The sequence below is a fragment of the Serratia marcescens genome (assembly GCF_001902635.1).
Classification (GTDB): Bacteria; Pseudomonadota; Gammaproteobacteria; order Enterobacterales; family Enterobacteriaceae; genus Serratia; species Serratia marcescens_F.
Window position 1 is genome coordinate 236,172 of sequence record NZ_MJAO01000003.1, and the last position, 26,371, is coordinate 262,542.

A 26,371-nucleotide genomic window follows, 5' to 3' on the forward strand; every position below is an offset into this window, starting at 1 on the left:
CTTGTTGTGGAAAGATTTTCCAAAATAATGCTGTCAAATTTACCACGCGCTGTCTAGAGTGAAGGCGTTGGGTGAAATATCGCCGTTTAATCGTCGTCTGGGTCATGCGCTTTGGAGAGTCACATGGATTTAGTCATCGAAGAATTAACGCCGGCGGCCTTTGCGCCTTATGGCGATGTATTGCAAATAGAGGGTTCGCGTTTCTTTCATATCAATGATGGGAAAACCGAGCGTTATCACGACCTCGCCAAGATAGAGGTGTCCGACGGCAACCGGGTGCTGGCCAGCATCAACCGGGCGGAACCCTGCGACCTGCCGATGACCTTTTCCCTATTGGAAAAGCATCCGCTCTCGTCGCAGGCCTTTGTGCCGATGAACGGCGAACGCTTCGTGGTGATCGTCGCCGAACCGGGCGAAACGATCCCCGTTGGCACGCTGCGCGCCTTTATCACCAACGGCAGGCAGGGGATCAACTATCACCGCAATGTCTGGCACCATCCGCTGTTCGCCTATGCGAAGGTCACCGACTTCTTCACCATCGATCGCGCGGGCGCCGACAACTGCGTGGTCAGCCGCTTGCCGGAGCCGTATCGCATAGTTTTGGCATAGCGCTGGTCGCACGCCGCGCAGGGCGTTTATCATAGTGTCACCCATGCCGTAACTGACAAAGGAAGCTTGAATGACCGAATTACGCAGGAAAGGACGACCCGCCACCGAAGCCGGCGCCACCAAAGGGGCGCAGGCGTTGGATCGCGGGCTGGAGATCCTCCAGTACCTGGCTAACGCCGGGGGGAGTTCGTCGGTTTCCGTGCTGTCCGAAAAGTTGGAGCTGCCGCTTTCCACCACCTTCAGGCTGTTGAAAGTGTTGGAGAAATCGGAATTCGTCTTTCAGGATCCGCAGCTGGGCTGGTGGCATATCGGCATTCAGTCGTTCACCGTCGGCTCCGCTTACATGAACGATCGCGACGTGGTGTCGGTGGCCGGGCCATTCATGCGTCGGCTGATGCTGCTGTCCGGCGAGACCGCCAACCTGGCGATCCGTAACAATTTCGACGCGGTGCTGATTCGCCAATGCGAGTGCCAGGCGATGGTGCGCATGTGCGCGCCGCTGGGCAGCCGTTTGCCGCTGCATGCATCGGGCGCCGGCAAGGCACTGCTGTACCCGCTGGCGGAAGAGGAGATGCTGGATCTGATCGTGCGTTCGGGGCTGCAATCCTATACGCCGAAGACGCTGACCAGCGTGAACCTGCTGCGTAAAGATCTGCATCAGTCGCTGGAGCAGGGCTACACCATAGATGATGAAGAGCACGCGCTCGGCCTGAACTGCCTGGCTTCGGCAATTTTCGATCGCAATAACAACGTGATCGCCGCCATTTCCATCTCCGGGCCCAGCTCACGGGTTGGCAAGGAGCGGTTCAAAGAGCTGGGCGAACTGGTGGGGGAAGTGGCCAGAGATATCAGCGCCGCGCTGGGCGAATCGCGCAGCAAGGCGTAAACGTCGCGCGCCGGGCTGAACCGGCGCGGAGCAAGACTCCCCGTTTGATGAGCAAACGGGTTTTTTTGACCGCAATTTCAAGTTGGAAAAATTTTCCAATAAATTAAGGAGAGCATCACATGGCAATTATGCGAGCGGTAGACGCGGCAATGCACGTGCTGGAAAAAGAGGGGATCACCACCGCGTTCGGCGTGCCCGGCGCGGCGATCAACCCGTTCTACGATGCGATGCGGCGGCACGGCGGCATCAAACACTACCTGGCGCGGCACGTAGAAGGGGCCTCGCACATGGCGGAAGGCTACACCCGCGCCGCCTCCGGCAATATCGGCGTGTGTATCGGCACCTCCGGCCCGGCAGGCACCGACATGATCACCGGGCTTTATTCCGCCTCCGCCGATTCGATCCCGATCCTGTGCATCACCGGCCAGGCGCCGCGTGCGCGTTTGCACAAAGAGGATTTTCAGGCGGTGGACATCGAATCGATCGCCAAGCCGGTGACCAAGATGGCGGTCACTGTGCAGGAGCCGGCGCTGGTGCCGCGCGTGCTGCAACAGGCGTTTCACCTGATGCGCTCCGGTCGGCCGGGCCCGGTGCTGATCGACCTGCCTTTCGACGTGCAGATGGCGGAGATCGAATTCGATCCGGACACCTACTCTTCGCTGCCCGCCTATAAGCCGGCGGCCACTCAGGCGCAGATCGACAAAGCGCTGGATCTGCTGTGCGCGGCGAAAAAGCCGCTGATCATCGCCGGCGGCGGCATTCACAACGCCGATGCGGCGGATTTGCTGCAGCAGCTGGCGGAGATCTGCAACGTGCCGGTGATCCCGACGCTGATGGGATGGGGCGCCATCCCGGACGATCACCCGTTGATGGCGGGCATGGCGGGCTTGCAGACCTCACATCGCTATGGCAACGCCAACCTGCTGGATTCGGATCTGGTATTCGGCATCGGCAACCGCTGGGCCAACCGCCATACCGGCTCGGTGGACAAGTACACCGCCGGGCGCAAGGTGGTGCACATCGATATCGAGCCGACGCAGATCGGCCGGGTGATTTGCCCGGATCTGGGCATCGTTTCCGACGCGCGCATCGCGCTGCAAATGCTGGTGGAAACGGCGCAGCGCCGCTTCGAGCACGGCGAGTTGCCGAACCGCGACGCCTGGTGCGCCGCCTGCCTGCAGCGCAAGCAAACGCTGCTGCGCAAAACCCACTTCGACAACGTGCCGGTCAAGCCGCAGCGGGTATATGAAGAGATGAACCGCGCCTTCGGCCGCGATGCCTGCTACGTCACCACCATCGGGCTGTCGCAGATCGCCGCCGCGCAAATGCTGCACGTTTTCGAACCGCGCCACTGGATCAACGCCGGTCAGGCCGGCCCGCTGGGCTGGACGCTGCCTGCGGCGCTGGGCGTGTGCGCCGCCGATCCGCAGCGCAAGGTGGTCGCGCTGTCGGGTGACTATGATTTCCAGTTTATGATCGAAGAGCTGGCGGTCGGTGCGCAGTTCAAGTTGCCGTATATCCACGTGCTGGTGAACAACGCCTATCTGGGGCTGATCCGCCAGGCGCAACGCGGGTTCGATATGGATTACTGCGTGCAGCTGTCGTTTGAAAACATCAACAACGCAGAGATAGGCGAGTACGGCGTCGATCACGTCAAGGTGGCGGAAGGGTTGGGCTGCAAGGCGCTGCGGGTGTTCAAACCGGAAGAGATCGCGCCGGCGTTCCGTCAGGCGCAGGAACTGATGCAGCAGCACCGGGTGCCGGTGGTGGTGGAAATCATCCTGGAGCGCGTCACCAATATCTCTATGGGCACCGAGCTGGATAACGTCAACGAATTCGAACCGGTGGCGGCAACGCCGGAAGACGCGCCGACCTCGGTCAACTTCTTTGATTACCGTTGAGGAGCCTCACCATGCCGAATTTTTCAGCCAACCTGTCCATGCTGTTCACCGAGGTCGATTTCATGCAGCGCTTCCGCCGGGCGAAGGAGCAGGGCTTCAGCGCGGTGGAATACATGTTCCCCTATGACTACCCGATCGCCGCGCTGCGCAGCGAACTGGAGGCGCACCGCCTGAGCCAGGTGCTGTTTAATCTGCCGGCCGGCGACTGGGCGGCGGGCGAACGGGGCATCGCCTGCTTGCCGGGGCGCGAAGCGGAGTTCCGCGACGGCGTCGGGCGCGCGATCGAGTATGCGCAGGCGCTGGGTTGCGATCGCATCAACTGTCTGATCGGCAATCCGGATCCCGCCGTCAGCCGCCACACCACCGACGAGCGGGTGATGGCGAACCTGAGCTACGCTGCCGACACCCTGGCACGGCAGAATATCCGCCTGCTGATCGAACCGATCAACCGCTACGACATGCCGCAGTTCTACCTGCAAACCTCCCGCCAGGCGATCGAACTGATCGAGACGATCGGCAGCCCCAATTTGTATCTGCAGTACGACCTCTACCACATGCAGCGCATGGAGGGAGAGCTGACGCAGACCCTTGAGCGCCTGCTGGCGAAGATCGACCACATTCAGGTCGCCGACAACCCGGGGCGGCACGAGCCGGGCACCGGCGAAATCAACTGCGAGTTTATCTTCGCGCAGCTGGATCGCATGGGATACCGCGGCTGGATCGGCTGTGAATACAAACCGCTTACCACCACGGAAAGCGGCCTGTCATGGATAAAACAATACCTGTCTTGAGGAGATGAAAATGAAAGTGGGATTTATCGGTCTGGGCATCATGGGCGCGCCGATGGCGGAGAAACTGCTGGCGGGCGGGCACACGCTTTACGCCCACACCCGGCATGAGGTGCCGGCGGCGCTGTTGCAGCAAGGGGCCATGGCCTGCCGCGATCCGCAGCAGGTGGCGGATGAGGCGGACGTGATCTTCATCATGGTGCCGGATACGCCGCAGGTGGAGGAGGTGCTGTTCGGTGAACGCGGCTGCGCCGCCGGCAAGCTGAACGGCAAAGTGGTGGTGGACATGAGCTCCATTTCACCGCTGGAGACCAAACGGTTCGCGCAGCGCATCAACCAGTTGGGCGCCCAGTACCTGGACGCGCCGGTTTCCGGCGGCGAAGTAGGCGCCAAACAGGGCACGCTGACCATCATGGTGGGCGGCGAGGAAGCGACCTTCGAACGGGTGCAGCCGCTGCTGGCGCTGATGGGCAAGAACATCACGCTGATCGGCGGCAACGGCGACGGGCAAACTTGCAAGGTCGCCAATCAGATCATCGTGGCGTTGACCATCGAAGCGGTCTCCGAGGCGCTGGTGTTCGCCTCGCGCGCCGGCGCCGATCCGGCCCGGGTGCGCGAAGCCCTGATGGGCGGTTTCGCCTCGTCGCGCATTCTGGAGGTGCACGGCGAGCGGATGATCAAGCGGGCGTTCGCGCCGGGGTTCCGCATCTCGCTGCACCAGAAGGATCTTAACCTGGCGCTGCAGGGCGCGAAGGCGCTGGCGCTCAGCCTGCCGAATACCGCCACCTGCCAAGAGCTGTTCAACGTCTGCGCCGCCAATGGCGACGGCGAGCTGGATCACTCCGCGCTGGTGCGAGCGCTGGAAATCATGGGCAACCACCGGGTGGCCGGCTAAGACGCTCGCCGGCGTTTTGTTTACCGGCTTATGGTTAGAATCCGAGATGTTCGACATTAATAACGCCCTCTTTATGATAAATAAAGAGGGTCCCCGCCAATCCAATAAAAAATGATTCAGCACAATAAAAAGTAAAAAGCAGGATGCCAACCGAGGAGATACTGAATATGGCAACCGATAATGCTGTTATTGATAAAGATATTATTACCGCCCCTGATAAAAACCGTTTATATAGAAAAATAGCTTGGCGCATTATGCCCATTTTATTAGTGAGCTATATCGTCGGTTATCTCGACCGGGTTGGGATTTCGTTTTCGAAATTCCAAATGATGCCCGATATTCTGAACGGCAATGTCTCGATGGCCGAGGCCGTTTACGGGCTGGGTGCCGGGGTGTTTTTCATCGGCTATATCATCGCCGGGGTACCCAGTAACATTCTGCTGAGCCGTTACGGCGCCAGAAAGATCATCGCGCTGCTGATGGTGGTATGGGGGACGATCTCGATGCTGAGTATCTTTATCACCAACCCCTGGCAATTCTACCTGGCGCGTTTCCTGCTGGGGCTGGCGGAGGCCGGCTTTTACCCCGGCGTGATCCTCTATCTGACGCTGTGGTTCCCCTCCAGCCAGCGCGCCAAGATGACCGCGTTGTTCGTGTGCGGTATCCCGGTCAGCAATATCATCGGCGGCCCGCTATGCGGTTGGATCATCGAGCACATGAACGGCCTGATGAATCTCTCCGGCTGGCAGTGGTTGTTCTTTATCAGCGGCCCGCGCGCGCTGTTGATCGCCATCGTCATCTTCTGCTTCCTGGATAACACCTATCAGAGCGCCAAATGGCTCAGCCCGCAGGAGAAGGCGCTGATCAAAGAGGATATGGCGCAGAGCGTGCCGAGCCAGGGCGCCGCAGGCGGGCAGGAATGGACGATGAAGAGCATGCTGAGATCGTCCGCGTTCACCAAAATGTGGCTGATTTGCTTTTGCACCGTAATGGGTCAAGGCGGGCTGGCGTTTTGGGTGCCGACCATCATTCGCGATACCGGCGTGACTTCGGTAATGGATATCGGCCTGCTGACCATGTTGCCATACATGCTGGCGGTGGTGGCGATGCTGGTGGCCGCGCGAAGTTCGGACAAGCACCGCGAACGGCGCTGGCACATCATAGTGCCGTTCTGCATCGCCGCGGTATCGCTGATCTTTATCGGCCTGTTCCCGGACAACAAGCACGTGGTGATGGCGGCGCTGTGCGTGGCGGTGGCGTCGAGCCTGGTGCCGTCGCCGCTGTTCTGGAGCTTGCCGAACGCCATCTTTACCGGCACCTGCGCTGCAGCGGGCATCGCGCTGATTAACTCCATCGCCAATATCGGCGGATTTATTTCGCCTTATATCATCGGCTATTTCAAACAGCTGACCCACAGCAATTTGGCGGCGATGTGCGTTTTGTCGGCGATGATGATACTGGGCGCCTTATTAACCTACAGCGTGCCGGCGAAATGGGTCAATAAATAACACTTTCATTCATCTTCATTAAATAGTCGGCAACAGTTTTATTTTATTTCGCCATGCATTTCTCATCTGGTTATTTCAGCGGAGGAAGGCATGGCCATTTTTATTTCTGCTCAAATAAGGATGCGCCATGAAAATTGTTATTGCACCGGATTCATTTAAAGAAAGCGTCAGCGCGGAATGGGCGGCGCGGGCGATCGCGCGCGGTTTTCACGAAGTTTACCCCGCAGCCGAATGCCTTTGCCTGCCGATCGCCGACGGCGGTGAAGGTACGGTGGACGCACTGGTGGCCGCCACCGGCGGGCGCAAGGTGAACGTGAGCGCAACGGGGCTGTTGGGGGAACGGGTGGCGGCGTTTTACGGCGTCAGCGGCGACGGCAAGACGGCGGTGATCGAAATGGCGGCGGCCAGTGGCTTGATGCTGACGCCGGCGGCGCAGCGCAATCCACTGCTGGCGACCAGCTACGGCACCGGCGAACTGATCCTGCATGCGCTGGATCAGGGCATACGTCACCTGATCCTCGGCATCGGTGGCAGTGCCACGGTGGACGGCGGCGTCGGCATGGTGCAGGCGTTGGGCGGCCGTTTCTATCGTCCGGACGGCAAGGCGTTGCCGTGGGGCGGCGGCGAGCTGGCGACGCTGAGCGGCATCGATCTCAGCGTGCTGGATGCGCGCCTGCGACAGTGCCGGATAGAAGTCGCCTGCGATGTAGACAACCCGCTGGTGGGGCCGCGTGGCGCGGCGGCGGTATTTGGGCCGCAGAAGGGCGCGACGGCGGCGATGGTGGCGCAGTTGGAACAGGGCCTGGTGCAGTATGCTGAGGTGATCCGTCAGAGCACCGGGCGCGACGTGCGGCACATCGCCGGCGGCGGGGCGGCAGGCGGCATGGGGATCGCCAGCCTGGTGTTCCTCGGCGCGACGCTGAAGCCGGGCATTGAGATCGTGATGGCGGCACTGGGGCTGGAGCAGGCGCTGGCGGACGCCGATCTGCTGATTACCGGCGAGGGGCGTATCGACAGCCAAACGCTGGGCGGCAAGGCGCTGTCCGGCGTCGCCCGTCTGGCGCGGGCGCGCGGCCTGCCGGTCATCGCGTTGGCCGGTGTGGTGGAAGAGGGGGCGGAGGCGCTGCACGCGCAGGGGATCGACGCCATGTTCAGCATTCTGCCGCGCCTGAGTACGCTGGAGGTCGCGCTGTCGCAAGGGGAACTCAACCTGCAGCGCTGCGCCGCCAACATCGCCCGCGCGATGCGGATTGGCCAGCGATTGGGATAAAAAAGAAGGCCACGCTGCGCGAGCAGGTGGCCTTGGTTTTCGCGGCGCAGCGGTTACGGCTCAACGTCGCGGTTACAGTCCTTGGAGTAGATGTAGCTGAAGGTTTCCTGGCCCACCGCATAGCCCGCCTGTTGCACATAGGCGCCCATAAAGATGTAGTCACCTTGCTTCACCGGCATCCACTCGTTGTCCAGGTTGTACACGCCGGCGCCGCTGAGAATGTAGGCGCCATGCTCCTGCACGTGGGTCTCGATGTAGCCGTGGCTGGCGCCGGGCGCGAAGGAGAGGATGTGCATATTCATGTCGAAGCCCAGATCTTTCGGCAGCAGATCCTGCAGGATCACCTCGCTCATGCCTTCGTAGTGGATCTTCTCCAGGTTGGCGACGTTGTTGCTGACCACGTGCGCCTCGTAGCCCTTGATGTGCTGGTAGCGGCGCTTGTAGAGGAACAGGCGGCTGGATTGGCCGCCGTTGGCGTTTTCCAGCCGCATCGTGACGCCCGCCGGACAGTAAAGGTAGCCGCCGGCGGTCAGCGGGTAGTCGGTGGCGTCGGCGGAAGCGGTGATGGCGCCGTCGATGACGTACACAAAGGTTTCGATCTCTTCGCCGCCAAAGCCTTTGGTATTGCGGCCGCAGTCGTGCAGCGTTACCAGATAATCGACGAAGGTGGCGCCCAGTTTCGGCGTCGACAAGATGGTGACGTCGCAGTTTTCAAAGCCGGGAATGACGTTGCGCACCAGGCCGTTCGGCGGGATCAGCGCATAGTTGCCGCGTTTGATGATAGCGCGCGTTGACAGAATGTCGGTTGGATAACCGGTTTGATTGTTGAAGTAACCCACGTTGATTCTCCTGATCGTTGAAAGGGCGCCGCGGCGGCGCCCGGTAAAAAAAAAGCGCCGTCAGGCCTCGGTGGCCGTTCGGGTTGGCGTAGTGCGTTTCATCAAGACGTTGACGGTGAAGAAAATGGCGGTGCCTACCAGCAGGATGGCGGCGGAGATGTAAAAGCCCATCACCTTGGAGCCGGTGCTGTCGGAGATCACGCCGGTCAGGAAGGGGGCGATCACCGACGAAGACATGCCGAAGAAGTTGAACACGCCGAAGCTGGTGCCATAGCCTTTCTTCGGCGCGTTGTCGGCGACGAAGGAGATCATGATCGGATCGACCGCCAGCTTGCCCAGCAGCCCGTACAGGATCAGGCTGATCAGCAGCATGGTGGAGTCCGGTGAGATGACGGTGCAGACCAGCATCACCGCCGCGCACAGCTCGAGGAAAATGATCAGCTGCACCTTCTTGTTGCGGAAACGGTCGGACATACGGCTGAAGAACAGCGCGCCCGGCACCGACGCGAATGCCACCAAGGCGGAGGAGAAGCCGATGGCCACCCCTTCAAAGCCGCGCTCTTGCTGCAGGAACGAGGGCAGCCAGGTGACGATCATGTAGTAGCCGTAGCAGGTGGCGAAGTACATCGCGTAGGCGGAGACCATGCGCAGGCTGAACAGGCCGCTGGCCTGGCCGTCCTCTTCGGGCTCGATCGCCGTCGGCGCAACTTTCTGGCTGACGGGCGCCGGGGCCCGCGGCTGCGAGCCTTTGATGACCACGGCGAACACCAGCGTCATCGCCACCAGCAGGCCGGTGATGATGAACAGCATGATCTGCCAGTTCATGTTGAAGCTTTTTACCAGCAGGCTGGAGGCGATCAGGCCGATGGCCATGCCGAGCGCCGAGCCGCTGTTGATCACTGCGGTGGCCAGGCCGCGCCGCTCCAGCGGGATATTTTCTGACGACAGGGAATAGGCCGAGCCGTAATAAGAGCCGCAGCCCATGCCCGCCAGCAGGCTGCCGGCGTACACCATGGTCAGGCTGGTGGCGTTGCCGATCAGCAGCGTGGCGATGATGAACAGGCAGAAGCCCGGGATCAGCACTACCTTCTTGCCGAATTTATCCACCAGGATGCCCGCCGGGATCTGCATCCCGGTGTAGGCGAAGAAGTAGAAGCTGGCGATCAGCCCCATTTCCGCATTGGAGTGCGCGCCGATGGTTTGCTGGATCTCGGGGAGGATCGGCGTCAAGACGGTGCGATAGATCCAGATCACCGCCCAGCCCAGGCAGAGCACGACGACGATCTTTTTCCAGTAGCGCGGGTCGATGTCGTTGCTCATGCCTCGGCCCCCTGCTCGGTGTAGGCCAGCTGATACAGCGTCTGCGCCAGGATTTTCACCCCTTCGTTCAAATCGGCGACGGCGGTTTTTTCCGCCGGGTTATGGCTGATGCCGGCGATGCTCGGCACGAACATCATCACCGTCGGCACGCGCGGGGCGAAGATTTGCGCGTCGTGCCCGGCGCCGCTGTGCATCATGCGGTAATTCAGCCGCTGCGTTTCGCATAGGCGGCTGACGCAGGCCACCAGCTGTTCGTTCATCGGGATCGGTGCTTCGTCCATCCACAGATCGATCTCGGCCTCGATGCCCATTTCGGCGCAAATGCGCTGGATATCCCGCTCGATCTCCTGCGTGAAGCGCAGCAGCGCGGCCTGATCGGTATGGCGGCAGTCGAGAGTGAAGTGGGTGAAGCCCGGCACCACGTTGACGGTATTCGGCTTCGGATCCACCTTGCCGAAGGTCAGCACCAGCGGATCGCCCTCGGCGCGCGCTTTGGCGATCGATTCGCAACAGATGCGGCTGAAGGCGTGCACGGTATCCCGGCGGTAGCTCATCGGGGTGGTGCCGGCGTGGTTGGCTTCGCCCTGCAGCCGCACGTCGTAGCGCCGTTGGCCGACGATGCTGGTCACCACGCCGATGGTTTTACCTTCGGTTTCCAGTACCTTGCCCTGTTCGATGTGGATCTCGACGAAGGCCGCGATATCGCTGCGCAGTGGCTGATGCGGCGGGAGGAAATCGAAGCCGGCGTCATGCATGGCGGTGACGAAACCGACGCCCTTGGCGTCCGTGATGTGCTGCACGTCTTCCCGCCGGGCCAGGCCGACGATGTTCTTGCTTCCCCAGAAAACATAAGGGAAGCGGCTGCCTTCTTCTTCCGCCAGCGCGATGACTTCCAGACTGCGCAGCGGCGGGCCATAGGTGTCCTTGAGGTGTTTGATCGCCATAAAGGCGGCTTCGATGCCGAACTGGCCGTCGAGGTTGCCGCCGTTGACCACCGTGTCGATGTGCGAACCGGAGAGAATCACCTGGTCGGGGTATTTGCTACCCTCCAGCCGGCCGAACAGGTTGCCGACCGCATCAAAGTGGGTGCTCAGCCCCGCGGCGTCAAAGGCGTTTTTCAACGCGTGCTGCGCCTCGATCCATTCCTGGGTATAAAGCAGACGCGTCATGCCGCCGCTGGGATCGGCGCCGATTTTCGATAACCAGCCGGAAATATCACGGATTTCTTGTTGGAAGTCTTTCATGTTTACCTGCCCGCATGTTATGTCTCAGCGGCGATGCGGCCAGGGCGGATGATAGTCGCCGCCGGCCGGCCTATTGCGCTGAGCGCGCTGATGAAGGTTTTCTTTTTCTCCCCGGCTCTGAAATGTCAACCGCGAGCCGCGGCGTAAAAAGCCCACGATAATAAAATTTCGTTAACTGGCGAAGGGGTCTTTATGGTCGTAAGAACGCTGGTAAATATCATTTGAAATTAAGTATTGATAAATATCGTCGACGATTTCGATACCGTTTTCATCGCTTTCCATTTCTCGCGCATGGCTGTTCTGCCCAGGATAAAGCACTTTGCTGACGCCCGGTGCCGGTTTAACGGCATTCAACTCTTTCATCACCTGGCTGATATTTTTACGGAACGCCGGTTCGTTGGTGAAATAACCCGGATTCAACACGATATGCAATTGGCCCAACTCCCGGCCGGCGCTGAGATCGTGATACATCGAGCTGACGTGCTTGCCGAACGGCAAACCGAGCAAAATGCCCGACAGCACGTCGACCATCATCATCAGGCCGTAGCCTTTCGGCCCGGCGATCGGCAGCAGCCCGCTGACGGCGAACGGATCGGTGGTGCGCTCGCCCTTGGCGTCCACTGCCCAGGAGTCGGGGATAGCGGCGTTGCGCGAACGGGCGTCCAGCACTTTGCCCCAGGCCTGCACGGTGGTGGCCATATCGAAGGTAATCAGCTCGTCACCTTCGCCCGGCGCGGAAAAGGCGATGGGGTTGGTGCCGTAGTAAACCTCGGCGCCGCCGTACGGCACCACCATCGGATCGGATTGGCACAGTGAAATGCCGACCATGCCGGCGCGTGCCGCCTGCTGCACGAAGTACGACAGCGCACCGCTGTGGCCGATGCGCCGCACGCCCACCACCGCCACGCCGTTCTCTTTCGCCATCTCGATGGCACGATCCATGCTCAGCTTGGCCGCCACGTGCCCGGCACCGTTGTCGCCGTCGAAAATGGCGCTGCAGGGGCCGGTTTTTTCAAAGGTGAAATGGGGGTGATTATTGGTGCCGCCCTTGCTGATGCGTTCTGAATAGTATTCGACCCTAACCGCACCGTGAGAGTGGATGCCGCGCGCATCGGCATGAACCAGCACGTCGGCGACGATGCCGGCGTGTTCCTGGCTCAGGCCGGCGGCGTGAATTTTTTGCTGGATAAGCTGATGCAATTGTTGTTTAGAGACCTTCATATACAGTCCTTTTATCACTACGGTTTATTTAATTCACCTCTGCGTTGTAATGTATAAATACCGGGGGGGAATAATGTGATCCAGATGCATTTTATTCGATTGGGTTAAAAATTCGTTGAATGAAATCACCATTGTTAGAAGTTTTTTTATAAATGTATATTTCCACATGAGTTAACTAATACTCGGTCGATTAAGTTATTTTTTCTAACAATGGATAAAGTGTGACCACACTCACCTCTGGACGTGATTTTAATTTGTAGCGTATTAAGCAACCTTTTCGCAGGATTCAATACATCTCCGCGTCGCCGGCGTGGGAAATATTGCCGATATAATTAAATGCTGTCTTAAGGATATCACCATGATCCATGCTTTTATTAAAAAAGGGAGCTTTCAGGATTCCGTCAGCCTGATGTTGATCTCCCGCAAACTCAGCGAATCTCCCAAGGTTGAGGAAATATCCGTCATGATGGGGACACCGGCCAATAAATCTTTATTGGAGGTGACCGGTTTTTGGCATCCGCAGTTTAGCGAAGCGACGCCGAACGATATTTGCGTGGCGATCAAAGCGGAGTCCGCCGACGAAACGATCGCCGAGGAGGTCAGCGCGGCGCTGGAGACGGCGCTCAAGGCGCTTGCACAGGGCAGCCAGGGCGGGAAAAAACTGCTGCGAGCGCGCAGCTGGCGTACCGCCCGGCAGAAACTGCCCGCCGCCAATCTGGCGCTGATCTCGATCGCCGGCGAATACGCGGCGGAGCTGGCGGATCGGGCGCTGGAAGACGGCTGCAACGTGATGATGTTCTCCGACAACGTCAGCCCGGCGCAGGAAGTGGCGTTGAAAACCAAGGCGCGTGAACGCGGGTTGATCGTGATGGGGCCGGACTGCGGCACTGCCTGCATCGCCGGTGCGCCGCTGGCGTTCGCCAACGTGGCGCCCGCCGGTTCCATCGGCGTGATCGGCGCCTCCGGCACCGGCATTCAGGAGCTGATCTCGCAAATTACCCTGGCGGGACAGGGCATCTCGCACGCCATCGGCTTAGGCGGGCGGGATCTGACGGCGGAGATCGGCGGCATCAGCGCCATCAGCGCGCTGCGCATGCTGGCGGCGGATCCGCAGAGCTTGGTGTTGGCGTTCGTGTCCAAACCGCCGGCGCCTGAGGTGCGCCAGCGGGTGATCGATGAGATGAAAGCGCTCGGCAAGCCGGTGGTGGCACTGTTCCTCGGCGCGCAGTCCGCCGTGCGTCAGGACGGCAACATCACGTTCGCCGCCACGCTGGATGAGGCGGCGCGCCTGGCGGCGATGCTGGGCAGCGTGCAGCAACAGGCGGCACAACAGCCTGCGGTGCCCGGCGGAAAAATCGCCGGACTGTACGCCGGCGGCACGCTGGCGGCTGAGTGCGCGATGCTGCTGGCGGAAAAACTGCGCTTGCCGGTGGATAGCGAGCACCCGCGCGGCGCCATGCTGGTAGCCGACGGCCATCGCATCATCGACATGGGCGATGACTTTTATACCCAGGGACGCCCGCACCCGATGATCGACCCGACCGCCCGCAATCAAGAAATCGCCCGTCTGGCGCAGCAGCCGCAGACAGGCGTGTTGCTGCTGGACGTAGTGATCGGCTTCGGCGCCCAGGACGATCCGGCGGCTTCGCTGGCGGCCGAGGTGGCCAATGTGCGTGCGGCGCGCGGCGCGGCTCACCCGCTGGCAGTCATCGCCACCGTCACCGGCACCGAACAGGATCCGCAGCAGCGCTCGCGGCAAATCGCCACCCTGCAAGAGGCCGGCATCGCGGTGATGCCGTCGCTGCCGGCGGCGGTCGCGCTGGCGCATCAGCTGATTACCCCCGTTTTACCGGCACCTGAGCGCGAGCGGCCGGCATTGCTGGACGGCGTCGCGGTGATCAATGCCGGATTGCGCAGCTTCGCCGACGATCTGCAAACCAGCGACATTCCGGTGGTGCATTACCAGTGGGCACCGGTGGCCGGTGGCGATCAACGATTAGCCAACATCTTGAAAAAATTAAAGTAAGGAACCGCTATGTACGCAACGATTGAGCAAGCAAACGCCGCCGTTATCGCCCGTATCCGCGAGGCGCGCCCGCACTGGCAGGATGTGGATTTGGCGCACCGGTTGATCCCGCAGCTGGCCGAAGGGCGCAAGCTGCTGCATGCCGGCCCGCCGGTCACCTGGCAAGAGATGAGCGGCCCGGTGCGCGGCGCCTGCATCGGCGCCTGCCTGTTCGAAGGCTGGGCGCAGGATGAGCAGCAGGCGCTGGCGCTGCTGGCGCAGGGGGAAATCGAGTTTATCCCGTGCCACAGCGTGAGCGCGGTGGGGCCAATGGGCGGCATCACCTCGGCCCACATGCCGATGGTGGTGGTCATGAACACCGTTCACGGCAATTACGCCTACTGCAACATGAACGAAGGCATCGGCAAAGTGATGCGCTTCGGCGCCTACGGCGAGGACGTGCAGCAGCGCCTGCGCTGGATGCGCGACTCGCTGGCCCCGGTGCTGAAAGCGGTGTTGGCGACGCTGGAGGAAGGGATCGATCTGACCGCGCTGATGGCGCAGGCGATCAGCATGGGGGACGAATTCCACCAGCGCAATATCGCGGCCTCGGCGCTGCTGATGCGCAGGCTGGCGCCGGAGATCAGCCTGTTGCCGCGCGATAAGGCGGAGCTGGTACAGGTGATGCAGTTCCTCAGCATCACCGATCAGTTCTTCCTCAATCTGGCGATGGCCTACTGCAAGGCGGCGATGGACGCCGGGGCGGAGATTGAGCAGGGCACCATCGTCACGGTAATGACCCGCAACGGCAAGAATTTCGGCATCAAGATCAGTGGGATGGGCGATCGTTGGTTCACCGCGCCGGTGAACACGCCGGAAGGACTGTTCTTCTCCGGCTTCAGCCAGGCGGACGCCAACCCGGACATCGGCGACAGCGCGATCACCGAAACCTTCGGCATTGGCGGCGCGGCGATGGTGGCGGCACCGGGCGTGACGCGCTTCGTCGGGGCTTCCGGCGGCATGAGCGCCGCCACCGACATCTCCGAGGAGATGGCGGAAATCTACCTCGAACGCAACATGATGCTGCAGATCCCGACCTGGGACTTCCAGGGCGCCTGCCTGGGGCTGGATGCCCGGCGGGTGGTGGAAACCGGCATCACGCCGCTGATCAACACCGGCATCGCCCACCGCGAAGCCGGGGTCGGGCAAATTGGCGCCGGTACGGTGCGTGCACCGCTCGGCTGCTTCGAGAAAGCGATCGAAGCGCTGGCCGATAAGCTCGGCATTACGGCGTAAGCGAACGGAGGCGCATATGGACATTATCGCGTTGGCCGGCAGCCGCCATGCGACGCAGGATTACGGCGCGCTGCGCTGCGTCGGCAGCTTCAACAACGCGATCAATTTCCTGACGGAAAACGCACGGCTGCTGACGCTGCACCGCGCCGGCAGCGGCCTGAGCCCGATGGGGTGGCAGCTCGGCGCGCGGGATTTCGATCGCGTGCGGCGTGTGGTGCCGTCCGTACGACGCTGCGCTTTCTCCGCCGCAGGCATCACGTTGGATGCGCTCCTGGTGCGGCCCGCCGCGGCGGCGCGGGATCTGGCGCTGGCGCCGCGTGCGGCCATTGCCGATCGGCCGCTGACGGCGGTATTGCAGCGCTGCACGGCGCAGTGCGGGTTGCACGGCGAGCTGGGCCGATTGGTGAGGCAGCCGTTAACGCCGGAGCCGGCCGCGCTGGTGCGGGATTTTTCCCGTTGGCTGCGGGGCGACACGGTCGACTGGCACCAGGCGCTGGGCAAGGGGCCGGGGCTGACGCCGAGTAACGACGACACCTTGCTCGGCCTGCTGCTGAGCGCCCACCTCGACAGCCGCATCCCGGTTAGCGGGCTGGCGCCGTTTTTCGCCCAGACGCCACCGCTGGACGCGCTGACCACGCTGGTGAGCGCGCACTACCTGCGTTACGCCGAGCAGGGCCTGTTCGCCACGCCGCTGCATGCGTTGGCGCAGGGGCTGCGGGCGCCTGAAGGCGTATCGGCGGCGGTGGCGGCGGTGCTGAGCCTGGGGCACTTCTCGGGAGCGGACACGCTGCTGGGCGTGTGGCTGGGGGTGACGACGATTAACGCACTGTGCGGCGCGCGGTGTGAACACGAGGGCCGGATCGCGGATCCGGCCGGGACGGTATGATTTCAACTACGGGTGCAAACCATGAAAACCTTGGTCATTGCGTTGGGCGGCAACGCCCTATTGCAGCGCGGAGCCGTGCTCTCTGCGGAAAATCAGTATAAGAGCATCGCCCTTATCGCCGACGCCATCGGCAAGCTGGCGCAGAAATACCGCATTGCCATCGTACACGGCAACGGGCCGCAGGTGGGGCTGCTGGCGTTGCAGAACCTGGCGTACCGCGATGTGCCGCCTTATCCGCTGGATATTCTGGTGGCCGAAAGCCAGGGCATGATCGGCTATATGCTGGCGCAGCAGCTGAGCGCCAGCCATCCGCAGCAGCCGGTGTCCACGCTGCTGACGCGGGTGCTGGTGGATGCGCAGGATGCGGATTATCAGGCGCCGAGCAAGTTCATCGGGCCGGTGTATGCGCCGGAACAGCGGCAGGCGCTGGAGGCCAAATACGGCTGGACGCTGAAGGCGGACGGCAACCACATCCGCCGGGTGGTGCCTTCGCCGGCGCCGCAAAAGATCCTCGACATCGAGGCGATCACGCTGCTGCTGTCGCAGCGGCACATCGTGATCTGCAACGGCGGCGGCGGTATCCCGATGATCGCCGGCGAGCATGGGCTGACGGGCAGCGAAGCGGTGATCGACAAAGATCTGGCGGCGGCGCTGTTGGCGGAGCAGGTGGGGGCCGATCATCTGGTGATCCTCACCGATGCCGACGCGGTGTACCAGGAGTGGGGCACGCCGCGCCAGCGCGCCATTCGGCGCGCCACCACGCAGGAGCTGGCGCCGATGGCGGTGGCGGACGGTGCCATGGGGCCGAAGATCATGGCGGTCAGCCGCTTCGTCGATCGCACCGGGCGGACGGCCCATATCGGTGGCCTGCAGGATATCGACGCGGTGCTGGCGGGCCAGGCCGGCACCTCTATTTTACCTTAGCCGCCGTCGGTTTATCCGCGCCCGCGCTGGCGCGGATAAGTATGCCTAAATGGCATGATTTCAATAATTTTTATTCATTTCATGATGTTGCTCGCCTTGGCTAGAGTAAAAACACCCCCGTATTTACCGTCAAAAATTTGTCATTTTTATTTGCGACTATGCTTTTTGAAATGACATTTCGGCCAAGGATTGTTATGGATTCGCTCAGTGTTGATGAACTCGCCCAGAAGAAGGATCGCTGGTATCGCATTGTGGAGGAGATGTTGGCGGAAGCCGGCGTCGCCATCAACGGCCCGCGCACCTGGGATATCCGGGTGCACAACCCGGCGCTGTTCAAACGCATTTTGCAGGAAGGCTCGCTCGGTTTCGGCGAAGGCTATATGGACGGCTGGTGGGAGTGCGAACGGCTGGACATGCTGTTCACCCGCATTCTGCAGGCCGGCGTCGATGAGCGGCTGCCGAAAAGCCTGAGCGACATCGCGCGCGTTGCCTATGCCCGGCTGTTCAACCGCCAATCGCGCAAGCGCGCTTGGCAGGTGGGCAAAGAGCACTACGACATCGGCAACGACCTGTTCCGGGCGATGCTCGATCCTTACATGCAATACTCCTGCGGCTACTGGAAAGAGACGCAGACGCTCGAGCAGGCGCAGCAGGCCAAGCTGCGGATGATCTGCGAAAAACTGCAGCTGAAACCGGGCATGACGCTGCTGGATATCGGCTGCGGCTGGGGCGGGTTGGCGCAGTTTGCGGCGCAAAACTACGGCGTCTCGGTGCACGGCGTGACCATTTCCGCCGAGCAGCAGAAGCTGGCGCAGGCACGCTGCGCGGGGCTGGACGTCGAGATCTTGCTGCAGGACTACCGCGATCTGGATCGCCAGTTCGATCGCATCGTGTCGGTCGGCATGTTCGAGCACGTCGGGCCGAAAAACTATGAGACCTATTTCAGCGTCGCGGCGCGCAACCTGAAGCCGGATGGCCTGTTCCTGCTGCACACCATCGGTTCCAATCAGACCGATCTCAACGTCGACGCCTGGATAGACAAGTACATCTTCCCCAACGGCTGCCTGCCTTCGGTGCGACATATCGCCGAGGCCAGCGAAGGGCGTTTCGTGATGGAGGATTGGCACAACTTTGGCGCCGATTACGATCGCACGCTGATGGCCTGGCTGGAGAACTTCAAACGGGCGTGGCCAGAATTGGCCGGCGGCTATTCCGAGCGCTTCGAACGCATGTTCACTTATTACCTGAACGCCTGCGCCGGCGCGTTCCGTTCGCGCAACATTCAGCTTTGGCAGGTGTTGTTCAGCCCGGCGGGCGTGGAGGGCGGGGTGCGGGTCTATCGCTGATATCCCCGTCATATTTCAAGCTACATCTGTGTTGGCTGCGTTTGCGCGCCCCGCTCGCTTACTTGAGTAAGCTCCCGGGGATTTACAAACTTGCCGCCTTGATGCAACTCGAACTATTTAGGGGATACCCTTCAATATTTACTTTGGGACAACAGATATACCCAATGGATTTCCAGTTGCGTCCAGGCGGCAAACGTGACAAACCCCAGGAGCTTAGATAACTAAGTGACTGGGGTTCGAACATGCAGCCAACAACGATGCGGCTGGAAAGAAGAAGGGTATATCAGTACAGCAGGGAGTACAGCTGGCGGCGATACTTAGCGGCCAGCGCGTCGCCGGTGCCGAGCGCGGCCAGAATGTCCATCAGAGTCTTGCGCGCGTTGCCGTTGGCGGCGGCCAGATCTTTCTTCAGATGCCCCATCAGCAGCTCTAGCGCTTCTTCGTTACGCCCGACCTGATGCAGCTGCAGCGCCAGCTGCACTGCCAGCTCGACGTTGTCCGGCTGCTGTTGCACCTGCTGTTGCAGCTGTTGGATTTCCGGGGTGTCCGCCGCCTGCTTCAACAGTTCAATCTGCGCCACCAGGCCCTGATAGCGGGTATCGCGATCCTGCAGCGGGATAGTTGCCAGCACCGCTTCGGCGTCTTCGCTACGGCTGAGCGCGATCTGGGTTTCGGCCAGGGTCAGGCCGATGTCGCTGCGCTGTTGGCTACTCTGCCAGGCGTCTTTCAGCAGCGGCAGCGCTTCGGCGGCGTTGCCGGCGGCCAGCAGTTCCTGCGCCTGCGCCAGTTTCAGGTCTTCTTCCTTCGGCAGGAAACGCTGCAGCAAGTCGCGGATCGCTTCTTCGGGCTGCGGGCCCTGGAAGCCGTCGACCGGCTGGCCGTCTTTGAACAGGTAGACCGTCGGAATGGAGCGCAGCCCGAATTGGGAGGCGATCATCTGTTCGGCGTCGCAGTCCACCTTGGCCAGAATAAACTGACCGGCGTATTCCGCCGCCAGCTTGTCCAGCACCGGCGTGAGCTGCAGGCAGTGTTGGCTGCGCTCGGACCAGAAGTAGAACAGCACCGGAATGGACATCGACTGTTCCAGCGTCTGGTGCAGGTTAGTTTCGTTAATATCAACAACAGCTTGAGCTAGCATCTTTTTTCTCTCTGATCGTGCGGAGCCATGGGGTGTAGATGGGGGCGCGCCGCCATTCTTCAACCCCGGCGGGCGAATTAAGCGTTGCTGCGCAGCAGCCAATCCAGACAGCGGCCCGGCAGAATGCGGCGCAGCACGCTCATGGCGTGCGCCAGCAGGGTCACCGGGTAGCGCAGTTTGGCGCGCGGGCTTTCCAGCGCGTGGCGCAGCTTGGGCAGAATGGCCTCCGGCGGCAGCGTCAGGCGCTTGGCGATGCCGGGGTTGTGCACCGGCTTGTCGCTCTGTGCCTGGTTGACGTTCTGGCTAAAGTGGGTAGAAATCGGCCCCGGTTCGATCAGGCTGACCTGAATGCCGCTGCCGTTCAGCTCCATGCGCAGCGCGTCCGACCAGGCCTCCAACGCGAACTTGCTGGCGGCGTAGGCGCCGCGCCCGGCGCTGGAGACCAGCCCCATCACCGAGCTGGTCTGGATAATGCGCCCTTCGCCGTGCGGCAGCATTGCCGGCAACAGCAGCTGGGTCAGCTGGTGGGTGCCGAACAGGTTGGTGGCGAACTGCCGCTCCAGCTGGCTGCGCGAAATGCGGCTGAGCGGGCCGTAAACGCCGAAGCCGCCGTTGTTGAACAGGCCGTACAGGCGGCCGCCGGTCAGCGCGATCACCTCGGCGGCGGCGCGCTCGACGCTGGCGCTGTCGTCCAGATCCAGCTCGATGCCTTCCAGCCCGAGCTGGCGCATGTTTTCCACGTCCTGCGGTTTGCGGCAGGCGGCCAGCACCCGATAGCCGCGGTTGCGCAGATCCTGCGCCGCAATCAGTCCAATCCCGCTGGAGCAGCCGGTTATCAATACTGCTTTTTGCATAACTTTACCTAGTGTACGACCCTAATTTAGTTAGACTCATGTTTTACTAGCGGTTCCAGGCGCTCCGCCATCCAGGTGGCGATAAACGGCTGGGCGTCCCCATTGGGGTGCAATCCGTCATCCTGCATCCATTCCGGCTTCACCACCACCTGTTCCATATAGAACGGCAGCAGCGGAATGTTGAACTGCTTGGCCAGCGCCGGGTAAACGGCGCTGAACGCCTCGGTATAGCGGCGGCCGTAGTTCGGCGGGATGCGGATCTGCATCAGCAGCGGCTGTGCGCCGGCCTGCTGCACCTGTGTGATGATCTGGCCGAGATCGCGCTGTACGTCCTGCGCCGGGAAACCGCGCAGGCCGTCGTTGGCGCCCAGCTCGATCAGCACCCAGCGCGGCTGATGCTGTTTCAGCAGCGCGGGCAGACGCGCCAGCCCCTGCGCGGCGGTGTCGCCGCTGATGCTGGCGTTGACCAGCTGTGGCGCGCCTGGTTTTTTCTGCCACTGTTCGGCCAACAGCGTCGGCCAGGCCCGCTCGATCGGCAGGCGGTAGCCGGCGCTTAAACTGTCGCCCAAAATCAACAAGGTATCGGCGGCGACAGCGCGTAAACTGAATAATCCCAACAGCAAAAGGAAGGGAAGATGCCAGCGGAAAACGTTCTTGAAGTTCATCATCTTAGTAAACACGTTGGTCAGGGTGAGCATCAGCTCACCATCCTTACCGGAGTCGAGCTGCTTGTCAAACCCGCGCAGACGATCGCCCTGATCGGCGAATCCGGATCGGGGAAATCGACCCTGCTGGGCATTTTGGCCGGGCTGGATGACGGCAGCGAGGGCGAGGTGCGCCTGCTCGGCGAGTCGCTGACCGCGCTGGACGAAGAGGGGCGCGCTGCGCTGCGCGCCAGAAACGTCGGCTTCGTGTTTCAGTCGTTCATGCTGGTGCCGACGCTGAACGCGCTGGAAAACGTGCAGCTGCCGGCGCTGCTGCGCGGCGAGAGCGACAGGCAAAGCCGCGAGCAGGCGGTGCAGCTGCTGGAACAGCTGGGATTGGGCAAACGGCTCGATCACCTGCCGGCGCAGCTGTCCGGCGGCGAGCAGCAGCGCGTGGCGCTGGCGCGCGCCTTCAGCGGCCGGCCGCGGGTGCTGTTCGCCGATGAACCGACCGGCAACCTCGATCGTCAGACCGGCGATCGCATCGCCGACCTGCTGTTTTCCCTCAATCGCGATTTTGACACCACCCTGATCCTGGTGACCCATGACGAAACCCTGGCGGCGCGCTGCCAGCGGCGGCTGCGGCTGCGCGAAGGCAAGCTGTGGGAGGAAGCATGATCTGGCGCTGGTTCTGGCGCGAATGGCGCTCGCCGTCGCTGCTGATCGTTTGGCTGGCGCTGACGCTCTCCGTGGCCTGCGTGCTGGCGCTGGGCAGCATCAGCGATCGCATGGACAAAGGGCTCAGCCAACAGAGCCGCGACTTTATCGCCGGCGATCGGGTGCTGCGCAGCGCGCATCCGGTGCCGGAAGGCTGGCTGCTGGACGCGCAGCAGCAGGGGCTGAAACTGAGCCGTCAGCTGTCGTTCACCACCATGACCTATGCCGGCGATCGGCCGCAGCTGGCGGACGTGAAAGCCACCGATCTGGCCTATCCGCTGTACGGCAAGCTGGAAACGCGCCCGGCCAACATCAAGCCCGAACCGGGCAGCGTGCTGGTGGCACCGCGTCTGCTGGCGCTGCTGAACGTGAAAGTCGGGGATTCGCTCGAGGTGGGCGACACCACGCTGCGCATCGCCGGCGAAATCATTCAGGAGCCGGACGCCGGCTTCAACCCGTTCCAGACCGCGCCGCGCATCATGATCAACCTGGCGGACGTCGATAAGACCGGCGCGGTGCAGCCGGGCAGCCGCCTGACCTACCGCTACATGTTCGCCGGCGCCGAGCCGGATATTCAACGTTACGAAGAACGGCTGACGCCGCAGTTGACGCCGGATCAGCGCTGGTTCGGGCTGCAGGAGTCCGGCAGCGCGCTCGGCAAGTCGCTGCAGCGATCCCAACAGTTCCTGCTGTTGTCGGCCCTGCTGACGCTGCTGTTGTCGATCGCCGCCGTGGCGGTGGCGATGAGCCACTATTGCCGCAGCCGCTACGATCTGATCGCGGTGCTGAAAACCCTCGGCGCCGGGCGCGGCGCGCTGCGTAAGCTGATCGTCGGCCAGTGGCTGGCGGTGATGGCGCTGGCGGCGGTGTGCGGCGGGGCGATCGGGCTGGCGTTTGAAGCGCTGTTGATTCGCCTGCTGAAACCGGTGTTACCGGCCGCATTGCCCGCCGCCGGCGCCTGGCCGTGGCTGTGGGCGCTCGGCGCGCTGGTGCTGATTTCACTGCTGGTCGGGCTGCGGCCGTACCGTCAGCTGCTGGCTACCCAACCGCTGCGGGTGCTGCGCCGCGATGTGGTGGCCAACGTCTGGCCGCTGCGCTACTTCCTGCCGGTGACGGCGGCGGTCGTGGTGGCGCTGCTGGTGACGCTGATGGGGGCCAGCACGCTGCTGTGGGCGATCCTGGCCGGTATGGCGGTGCTGGCGCTGCTGCTGGGCGGCATCGGCTGGGGCAGCCTGTTGTTGCTGCGCCGCATCACGCTCAAGAGCCTGGCGCTGCGGCTGGCGGTTAACCGCCTGCTGCATCAGCCGTGGGTGACCATCAGCCAGCTGGCGGCATTTTCGCTGTCGTTCATGCTGTTGGCGCTGCTGTTGGTGCTGCGCGGCGATCTGCTCGAACGCTGGCAGCAACAGCTGCCGCCGGACAGCCCGAACTATTTCCTGCTCAACATGACCGAGGCGCAGGTGCCGCAGGTGAAAACCTTCCTGCAGCAGCACCAGATCAAGCCGGAAACCTATTATCCGATCGTCCGGGTGCGCCTGACCGAGATAAACCAGCAGCTGGCGACCGAGCGGGTGCATGAAGACGATCCGGGCGGCGAGGCGGTGAACCGCGAGCTGAACCTGACCTGGCTGGCCGATCTGCCGGATCATAATCCGCTGGTGGCGGGCAGCTGGCCGCCGAAAAGCGGCGAAGTCTCGATGGATGAAGGCATTGCCGGGCGGCTGAAGATCAAGCTGGGCGACACGCTGACCTTCAGCGGCGATACCCAGGCGTTCAGCGCCAAGGTCACCAGTCTGCGCCAGGTGGATTGGGAAAGCCTGAAGCCGAACTTTTACTTTATCTTCCCGCCGGGCGCGCTGGACGGCCAGCCGCAGACCTGGCTTACCAGCTTCCGCTACGACGGCGACGGCCAGATGCTGACCCAGCTCAACCGCCAGTTTCCGACGCTCAGCCTGCTGGACATCGGCGCGATCCTGAAACAGGTCGGCGGCGTGCTGCAGCAGGTCAGCCGCGCGCTGGAGGTGATGGTGGTGCTGGTGGTGTTGTGCGGTGGCCTGCTGCTGCTGGCGCAGGTGCAGGTCGGCATGCGTCAGCGCCGCCAGGAGCTGGTGGTGTACCGCACGCTGGGGGCCGGCAAACGGCTGCTGCGCCGCACACTGTGGTGCGAGTTCGCCCTGCTGGGGCTGGTGGCGGGCATCGCGGCGGCGGTGGGCGCCGAGGCGGCGCTGTGGCTGCTGCAGAGCCGGGTATTCGACTTCCCGTGGACGCCGACGCCGGTGCTGTGGTGGGCGTTGCCGCTGGCCAGCGCGCTGCTATTGTCGCTGTGCGGCGGCTGGCTGGGCGTACGCCTGCTGCGCGGCCGGGCGCTGTTCCGCAGTTATGAGGGGTGATGTTGACTTAGCGGGATGAAAAAAGGGGTTAGCCTAAGGCTAGCCCCTTTTACTTTCGGCGGCGGCGCCTTAGGCCAGCTTCTGCTGTGCCCAGGCCAGCCCGCTTTGGTATTCGCCCGGCAGCAGCGGTGCCAGCGCCTGCAGCGCCTGGCGCAGATCGGCGGCGCTCGGGTCGTTCAGATTGAGATGGCCGACCTTGCGGCCCGGGCGCACCTCTTTCTCATACCAGTGCAGATGCACCAGCGGCAGCGACAGCCACTGTTCGTTGACGGCGGTGCCGATCAGGTTGACCATCACCGACGGCGTGCTCACCACCGGCTGCGGCAACGGCAGGCCGAGAATAGCGCGCAGATGCAGTTCGAACTGACTGATGGACGCGCCGTTTTGCGTCCAGTGGCCGCTGTTGTGCACGCGCGGCGCCAGTTCGTTGATCAGCAGCCGATCGCCGACGATAAAGCACTCCATCGCCATCACGCCGACGTAGTTCAGCTCGTTCAGGATCGCCGCCAGCATCTGCTCGGCCTGTTGCTGCAGCGCCGGGTTGGGCTGCGGCAGCGCCACGCTGGTGCGCAGGATGCCGTCTTCATGCAGGTTGTGGGTCAGCGGGTAGAATACCGAACGGCCGTCGTGGCCGCGCGCGCCCACCAGCGACACTTCGCCGGAGAAATTGATGCCTTGCTCAACGATGCACTCGCCATAGGCGTCGGCCGGCAGCTCGGCTTCCTGGCCCGGGCGCAAGCGCCATTGGCCGCGGCCGTCATAGCCGCCGACCCGGCGTTTGACGATCGCCAGCTCGCCCAGCGAAGCGAATACCTGCGGCCATTCGGCGGCGCTCGCCAGCAGCTGCCACGGCGCGGTCGCCAGGCCGAGCTGGTCGAGCAGCTGTTTTTGCGTCAGGCGATCGGCCAGGCGCGGGAAGATGTCGCGGTTGACGAAGGCGCTGTGGGTCGCCAGTTCACGCGTTAGCGCGGTTTCCGGCCAGCGTTCGATCTCGGCGGTAATGACGCTGTTCTGATACGGCACCGCCTCGGGCTCGGCATCGATGCCGACGGGGTAAACGGCGATGCCCAGCGGTTCGCCGGCCTGGCGCAGCATGCGCCCCAGCTGGCCGTTGCCCAGTACGCAAACTGGCTTCATGCGTCCTCCCGCGGATCGGGGTGGTTCAATACCTCTTCGGTCTGCGCCCGACGCCAGTCCGCCAAACGCTGCGCCAGCGCGGAGTCGTGCAGCGCCAGGATCTGCATCGCCAGCAGCCCGGCGTTGGCGGCGCCGGCTTTGCCGATCGCCAGCGTGCCCACCGGAATGCCGCGCGGCATCTGTACGATGGAGTACAGGCTGTCTACGCCGCTCAGCGCGGCGCTTTGCACCGGCACACCCAGCACCGGCACCAGGGTTTTCGCCGCCAGCATGCCCGGCAGGTGCGCCGCACCGCCGGCGCCGGCGATGATCACGTCAAAGCCGTTGGCGGTAGCCTGCTCGGCGAAGCTGAACAGCTTGTCCGGCGTACGGTGGGCGGAAACGACTTCGACATGGAAGGGGACTTCGAGCTGGGTCAGGACTTCGGCGGCGAACTGCATGGTGGCCCAGTCACTTTTCGATCCCATTACAATTGCGATTTTCGCCCCGGTAGTGGCGGCTGAAGCGGCGTTGGCTCCCATGGGTGTAAGGCTCCTGTGATTTGTCTGGCGTC

Annotated in this window: 23 protein-coding genes; 14 read left to right on the forward strand and 9 right to left on the reverse strand. The window is 62.5% G+C overall.

Features of this window, described 5'->3' with window-relative positions; translation table 11 throughout:
- Positions 1-123 precede the first annotated feature (123 nt).
- From BHU62_RS04220 to BHU62_RS04250, 7 genes are all read left to right on the forward strand, one after another.
- Positions 124-609 (forward strand): ureidoglycolate lyase, encoded by a 486-nt coding sequence (locus BHU62_RS04220; protein ID WP_073529304.1) that lies wholly within the window; start codon positions 124-126, stop codon positions 607-609.
- A 70-nt stretch (positions 610-679) separates the two neighbouring features.
- Positions 680-1,495, forward strand: a complete 816-nt coding sequence (allR, locus tag BHU62_RS04225) for an HTH-type transcriptional repressor AllR (protein WP_015376892.1) — start codon at positions 680-682, stop codon at positions 1,493-1,495.
- A 119-nt stretch (positions 1,496-1,614) separates the two neighbouring features.
- Positions 1,615-3,396 (forward strand): glyoxylate carboligase, encoded by a 1,782-nt coding sequence (gene gcl / locus BHU62_RS04230; RefSeq protein ID WP_073529305.1) that lies wholly within the window; start codon positions 1,615-1,617, stop codon positions 3,394-3,396.
- 11 nt (positions 3,397-3,407) lie between these two features.
- Positions 3,408-4,187 (forward strand): hydroxypyruvate isomerase, encoded by a 780-nt coding sequence (gene hyi, locus BHU62_RS04235; RefSeq protein ID WP_073529306.1) that lies wholly within the window; start codon positions 3,408-3,410, stop codon positions 4,185-4,187.
- A 10-nt stretch (positions 4,188-4,197) separates the two neighbouring features.
- Positions 4,198-5,079 (forward strand): 2-hydroxy-3-oxopropionate reductase, encoded by an 882-nt coding sequence (glxR, locus tag BHU62_RS04240; protein ID WP_073529307.1) that lies wholly within the window; start codon positions 4,198-4,200, stop codon positions 5,077-5,079.
- A gap of 254 nt (positions 5,080-5,333) precedes the next feature.
- Entirely contained in the window at positions 5,334-6,587 is a 1,254-nt protein-coding gene (locus tag BHU62_RS04245) for an MFS transporter (RefSeq protein ID WP_236720623.1), read from the forward strand.
- A 127-nt stretch (positions 6,588-6,714) separates the two neighbouring features.
- Entirely contained in the window at positions 6,715-7,857 is a 1,143-nt protein-coding gene (locus BHU62_RS04250) for a glycerate kinase (RefSeq protein WP_073529309.1), read from the forward strand.
- A 53-nt stretch (positions 7,858-7,910) separates the two neighbouring features.
- On the opposite strand, the gene allE is transcribed toward BHU62_RS04250, so the two are convergent.
- The 4 genes from allE to allD all read right to left on the reverse strand — a co-directional run bounded on the left by allE (position 7,911) and on the right by allD (position 12,481).
- Complete coding sequence (allE, locus tag BHU62_RS04255) at positions 7,911-8,696, reverse strand: (S)-ureidoglycine aminohydrolase (protein WP_073529310.1); 786 nt, start codon at positions 8,694-8,696, stop codon at positions 7,911-7,913.
- 60 nt (positions 8,697-8,756) lie between these two features.
- Entirely contained in the window at positions 8,757-10,016 is a 1,260-nt protein-coding gene (locus BHU62_RS04260) for an MFS transporter (protein WP_073529311.1), read from the reverse strand.
- Complete coding sequence (gene allC, locus BHU62_RS04265) at positions 10,013-11,260, reverse strand: allantoate deiminase (protein WP_073529312.1); 1,248 nt, start codon at positions 11,258-11,260, stop codon at positions 10,013-10,015. Before allC ends, BHU62_RS04260 begins: the two co-directional genes overlap by 4 nt.
- Before the next feature lie 171 nt (positions 11,261-11,431).
- Positions 11,432-12,481, reverse strand: a complete 1,050-nt coding sequence (gene allD / locus BHU62_RS04270; protein WP_073529313.1) for an ureidoglycolate dehydrogenase — start codon at positions 12,479-12,481, stop codon at positions 11,432-11,434.
- 358 nt (positions 12,482-12,839) lie between these two features.
- On the opposite strand from allD, the gene BHU62_RS04275 reads away from it, so the two are divergent.
- The 5 genes from BHU62_RS04275 to cfa all read left to right on the forward strand — a co-directional run bounded on the left by BHU62_RS04275 (position 12,840) and on the right by cfa (position 18,938).
- Positions 12,840-14,507, forward strand: a complete 1,668-nt coding sequence (locus tag BHU62_RS04275; RefSeq protein WP_073529314.1) for an acyl-CoA synthetase FdrA — start codon at positions 12,840-12,842, stop codon at positions 14,505-14,507.
- Between the two features lie 9 nt (positions 14,508-14,516).
- The gene (locus tag BHU62_RS04280) at positions 14,517-15,782 is read left to right on the forward strand and encodes a DUF1116 domain-containing protein (RefSeq protein WP_073529315.1); all 1,266 of its coding nucleotides are present in this window, start codon (positions 14,517-14,519) and stop codon (positions 15,780-15,782) included.
- 16 nt (positions 15,783-15,798) lie between these two features.
- Entirely contained in the window at positions 15,799-16,668 is an 870-nt protein-coding gene (locus BHU62_RS04285; protein WP_073529316.1) for a DUF2877 domain-containing protein, read from the forward strand.
- 21 nt (positions 16,669-16,689) lie between these two features.
- The gene (locus BHU62_RS04290; protein WP_073529317.1) at positions 16,690-17,592 is read left to right on the forward strand and encodes a carbamate kinase; all 903 of its coding nucleotides are present in this window, start codon (positions 16,690-16,692) and stop codon (positions 17,590-17,592) included.
- 194 nt (positions 17,593-17,786) lie between these two features.
- Positions 17,787-18,938, forward strand: coding sequence for a cyclopropane fatty acyl phospholipid synthase (gene cfa, locus BHU62_RS04295; protein WP_073529318.1), 1,152 nt, complete (start codon positions 17,787-17,789; stop codon positions 18,936-18,938).
- Positions 18,939-19,221: 283 nt separating this feature from the next.
- Here the strand turns inward: cfa and BHU62_RS04300 are convergent, their stop codons facing one another.
- From BHU62_RS04300 to tesA, 3 genes are all read right to left on the reverse strand, one after another.
- Positions 19,222-20,076, reverse strand: a complete 855-nt coding sequence (locus BHU62_RS04300; protein WP_025160052.1) for a co-chaperone YbbN — start codon at positions 20,074-20,076, stop codon at positions 19,222-19,224.
- Between the two features lie 77 nt (positions 20,077-20,153).
- Positions 20,154-20,930: an SDR family oxidoreductase gene (locus BHU62_RS04305; protein WP_064290370.1), complete on the reverse strand. Its 777-nt coding sequence runs from the start codon at positions 20,928-20,930 to the stop codon at positions 20,154-20,156.
- 26 nt (positions 20,931-20,956) lie between these two features.
- Positions 20,957-21,595 (reverse strand): multifunctional acyl-CoA thioesterase I/protease I/lysophospholipase L1, encoded by a 639-nt coding sequence (gene tesA, locus BHU62_RS04310; protein WP_164268474.1) that lies wholly within the window; start codon positions 21,593-21,595, stop codon positions 20,957-20,959.
- Between tesA and ybbA the strand changes: the two genes are divergently transcribed.
- A complete protein-coding gene (gene ybbA, locus BHU62_RS04315; protein ID WP_004940192.1) occupies positions 21,566-22,252 on the forward strand; it encodes a putative ABC transporter ATP-binding protein YbbA in 687 nt (228 codons plus the stop codon). The two genes, tesA and ybbA, sit on opposite strands and share 30 nt — an antisense overlap.
- Positions 22,249-24,681, forward strand: a complete 2,433-nt coding sequence (gene ybbP / locus BHU62_RS04320) for a putative ABC transporter permease subunit YbbP (protein WP_060423509.1) — start codon at positions 22,249-22,251, stop codon at positions 24,679-24,681. Before ybbA ends, ybbP begins: the two co-directional genes overlap by 4 nt.
- Before the next feature lie 69 nt (positions 24,682-24,750).
- Here the strand turns inward: ybbP and purK are convergent, their stop codons facing one another.
- Together purK and purE are read right to left on the reverse strand one after the other, a co-directional pair.
- Positions 24,751-25,818 carry a 5-(carboxyamino)imidazole ribonucleotide synthase gene (gene purK, locus BHU62_RS04325; protein ID WP_043146773.1) on the reverse strand — a complete coding sequence of 356 codons (1,068 nt, stop codon included), beginning with the start codon at positions 25,816-25,818 and terminating at the stop codon, positions 24,751-24,753.
- The gene (gene purE / locus BHU62_RS04330; RefSeq protein WP_073529319.1) at positions 25,815-26,339 is read right to left on the reverse strand and encodes a 5-(carboxyamino)imidazole ribonucleotide mutase; all 525 of its coding nucleotides are present in this window, start codon (positions 26,337-26,339) and stop codon (positions 25,815-25,817) included. Before purE ends, purK begins: the two co-directional genes overlap by 4 nt.
- Between the last annotated feature and the right edge of the window lie 32 nt (positions 26,340-26,371).

Excerpts from the sequence above, each read along its gene's own strand:
- BHU62_RS04250 (WP_073529309.1), top strand. The coding sequence starts at position 6,715 with ATGAAAATTGTTATTGCACCGGATTCATTTAAAGAAAGCGTCAGCGCG.
- cfa (WP_073529318.1), top strand. The coding sequence starts at position 17,787 with ATGGATTCGCTCAGTGTTGATGAACTCGCCCAGAAGAAGGATCGCTGG.
- purE (WP_073529319.1), bottom strand. The coding sequence starts at position 26,339 with ATGGGAGCCAACGCCGCTTCAGCCGCCACTACCGGGGCGAAAATCGCA.
- BHU62_RS04260 (WP_073529311.1), bottom strand. The coding sequence starts at position 10,016 with ATGAGCAACGACATCGACCCGCGCTACTGGAAAAAGATCGTCGTCGTG.
- hyi (WP_073529306.1), top strand. The coding sequence starts at position 3,408 with ATGCCGAATTTTTCAGCCAACCTGTCCATGCTGTTCACCGAGGTCGAT.
- glxR (WP_073529307.1), top strand. The coding sequence starts at position 4,198 with ATGAAAGTGGGATTTATCGGTCTGGGCATCATGGGCGCGCCGATGGCG.
- ybbA (WP_004940192.1), top strand. The coding sequence starts at position 21,566 with ATGCCAGCGGAAAACGTTCTTGAAGTTCATCATCTTAGTAAACACGTT.
- BHU62_RS04285 (WP_073529316.1), top strand. The coding sequence starts at position 15,799 with ATGGACATTATCGCGTTGGCCGGCAGCCGCCATGCGACGCAGGATTAC.
- BHU62_RS04305 (WP_064290370.1), bottom strand. The coding sequence starts at position 20,930 with ATGCAAAAAGCAGTATTGATAACCGGCTGCTCCAGCGGGATTGGACTG.
- BHU62_RS04275 (WP_073529314.1), top strand. The coding sequence starts at position 12,840 with ATGATCCATGCTTTTATTAAAAAAGGGAGCTTTCAGGATTCCGTCAGC.
- ybbP (WP_060423509.1), top strand. The coding sequence starts at position 22,249 with ATGATCTGGCGCTGGTTCTGGCGCGAATGGCGCTCGCCGTCGCTGCTG.
- allD (WP_073529313.1), bottom strand. The coding sequence starts at position 12,481 with ATGAAGGTCTCTAAACAACAATTGCATCAGCTTATCCAGCAAAAAATT.
- BHU62_RS04245 (WP_236720623.1), top strand. The coding sequence starts at position 5,334 with ATGCCCATTTTATTAGTGAGCTATATCGTCGGTTATCTCGACCGGGTT.
- BHU62_RS04290 (WP_073529317.1), top strand. The coding sequence starts at position 16,690 with ATGAAAACCTTGGTCATTGCGTTGGGCGGCAACGCCCTATTGCAGCGC.
- allC (WP_073529312.1), bottom strand. The coding sequence starts at position 11,260 with ATGAAAGACTTCCAACAAGAAATCCGTGATATTTCCGGCTGGTTATCG.
- gcl (WP_073529305.1), top strand. The coding sequence starts at position 1,615 with ATGGCAATTATGCGAGCGGTAGACGCGGCAATGCACGTGCTGGAAAAA.
- purK (WP_043146773.1), bottom strand. The coding sequence starts at position 25,818 with ATGAAGCCAGTTTGCGTACTGGGCAACGGCCAGCTGGGGCGCATGCTG.
- BHU62_RS04300 (WP_025160052.1), bottom strand. The coding sequence starts at position 20,076 with ATGCTAGCTCAAGCTGTTGTTGATATTAACGAAACTAACCTGCACCAG.
- BHU62_RS04220 (WP_073529304.1), top strand. The coding sequence starts at position 124 with ATGGATTTAGTCATCGAAGAATTAACGCCGGCGGCCTTTGCGCCTTAT.
- tesA (WP_164268474.1), bottom strand. The coding sequence starts at position 21,595 with ATGAACTTCAAGAACGTTTTCCGCTGGCATCTTCCCTTCCTTTTGCTG.
- allR (WP_015376892.1), top strand. The coding sequence starts at position 680 with ATGACCGAATTACGCAGGAAAGGACGACCCGCCACCGAAGCCGGCGCC.
- BHU62_RS04280 (WP_073529315.1), top strand. The coding sequence starts at position 14,517 with ATGTACGCAACGATTGAGCAAGCAAACGCCGCCGTTATCGCCCGTATC.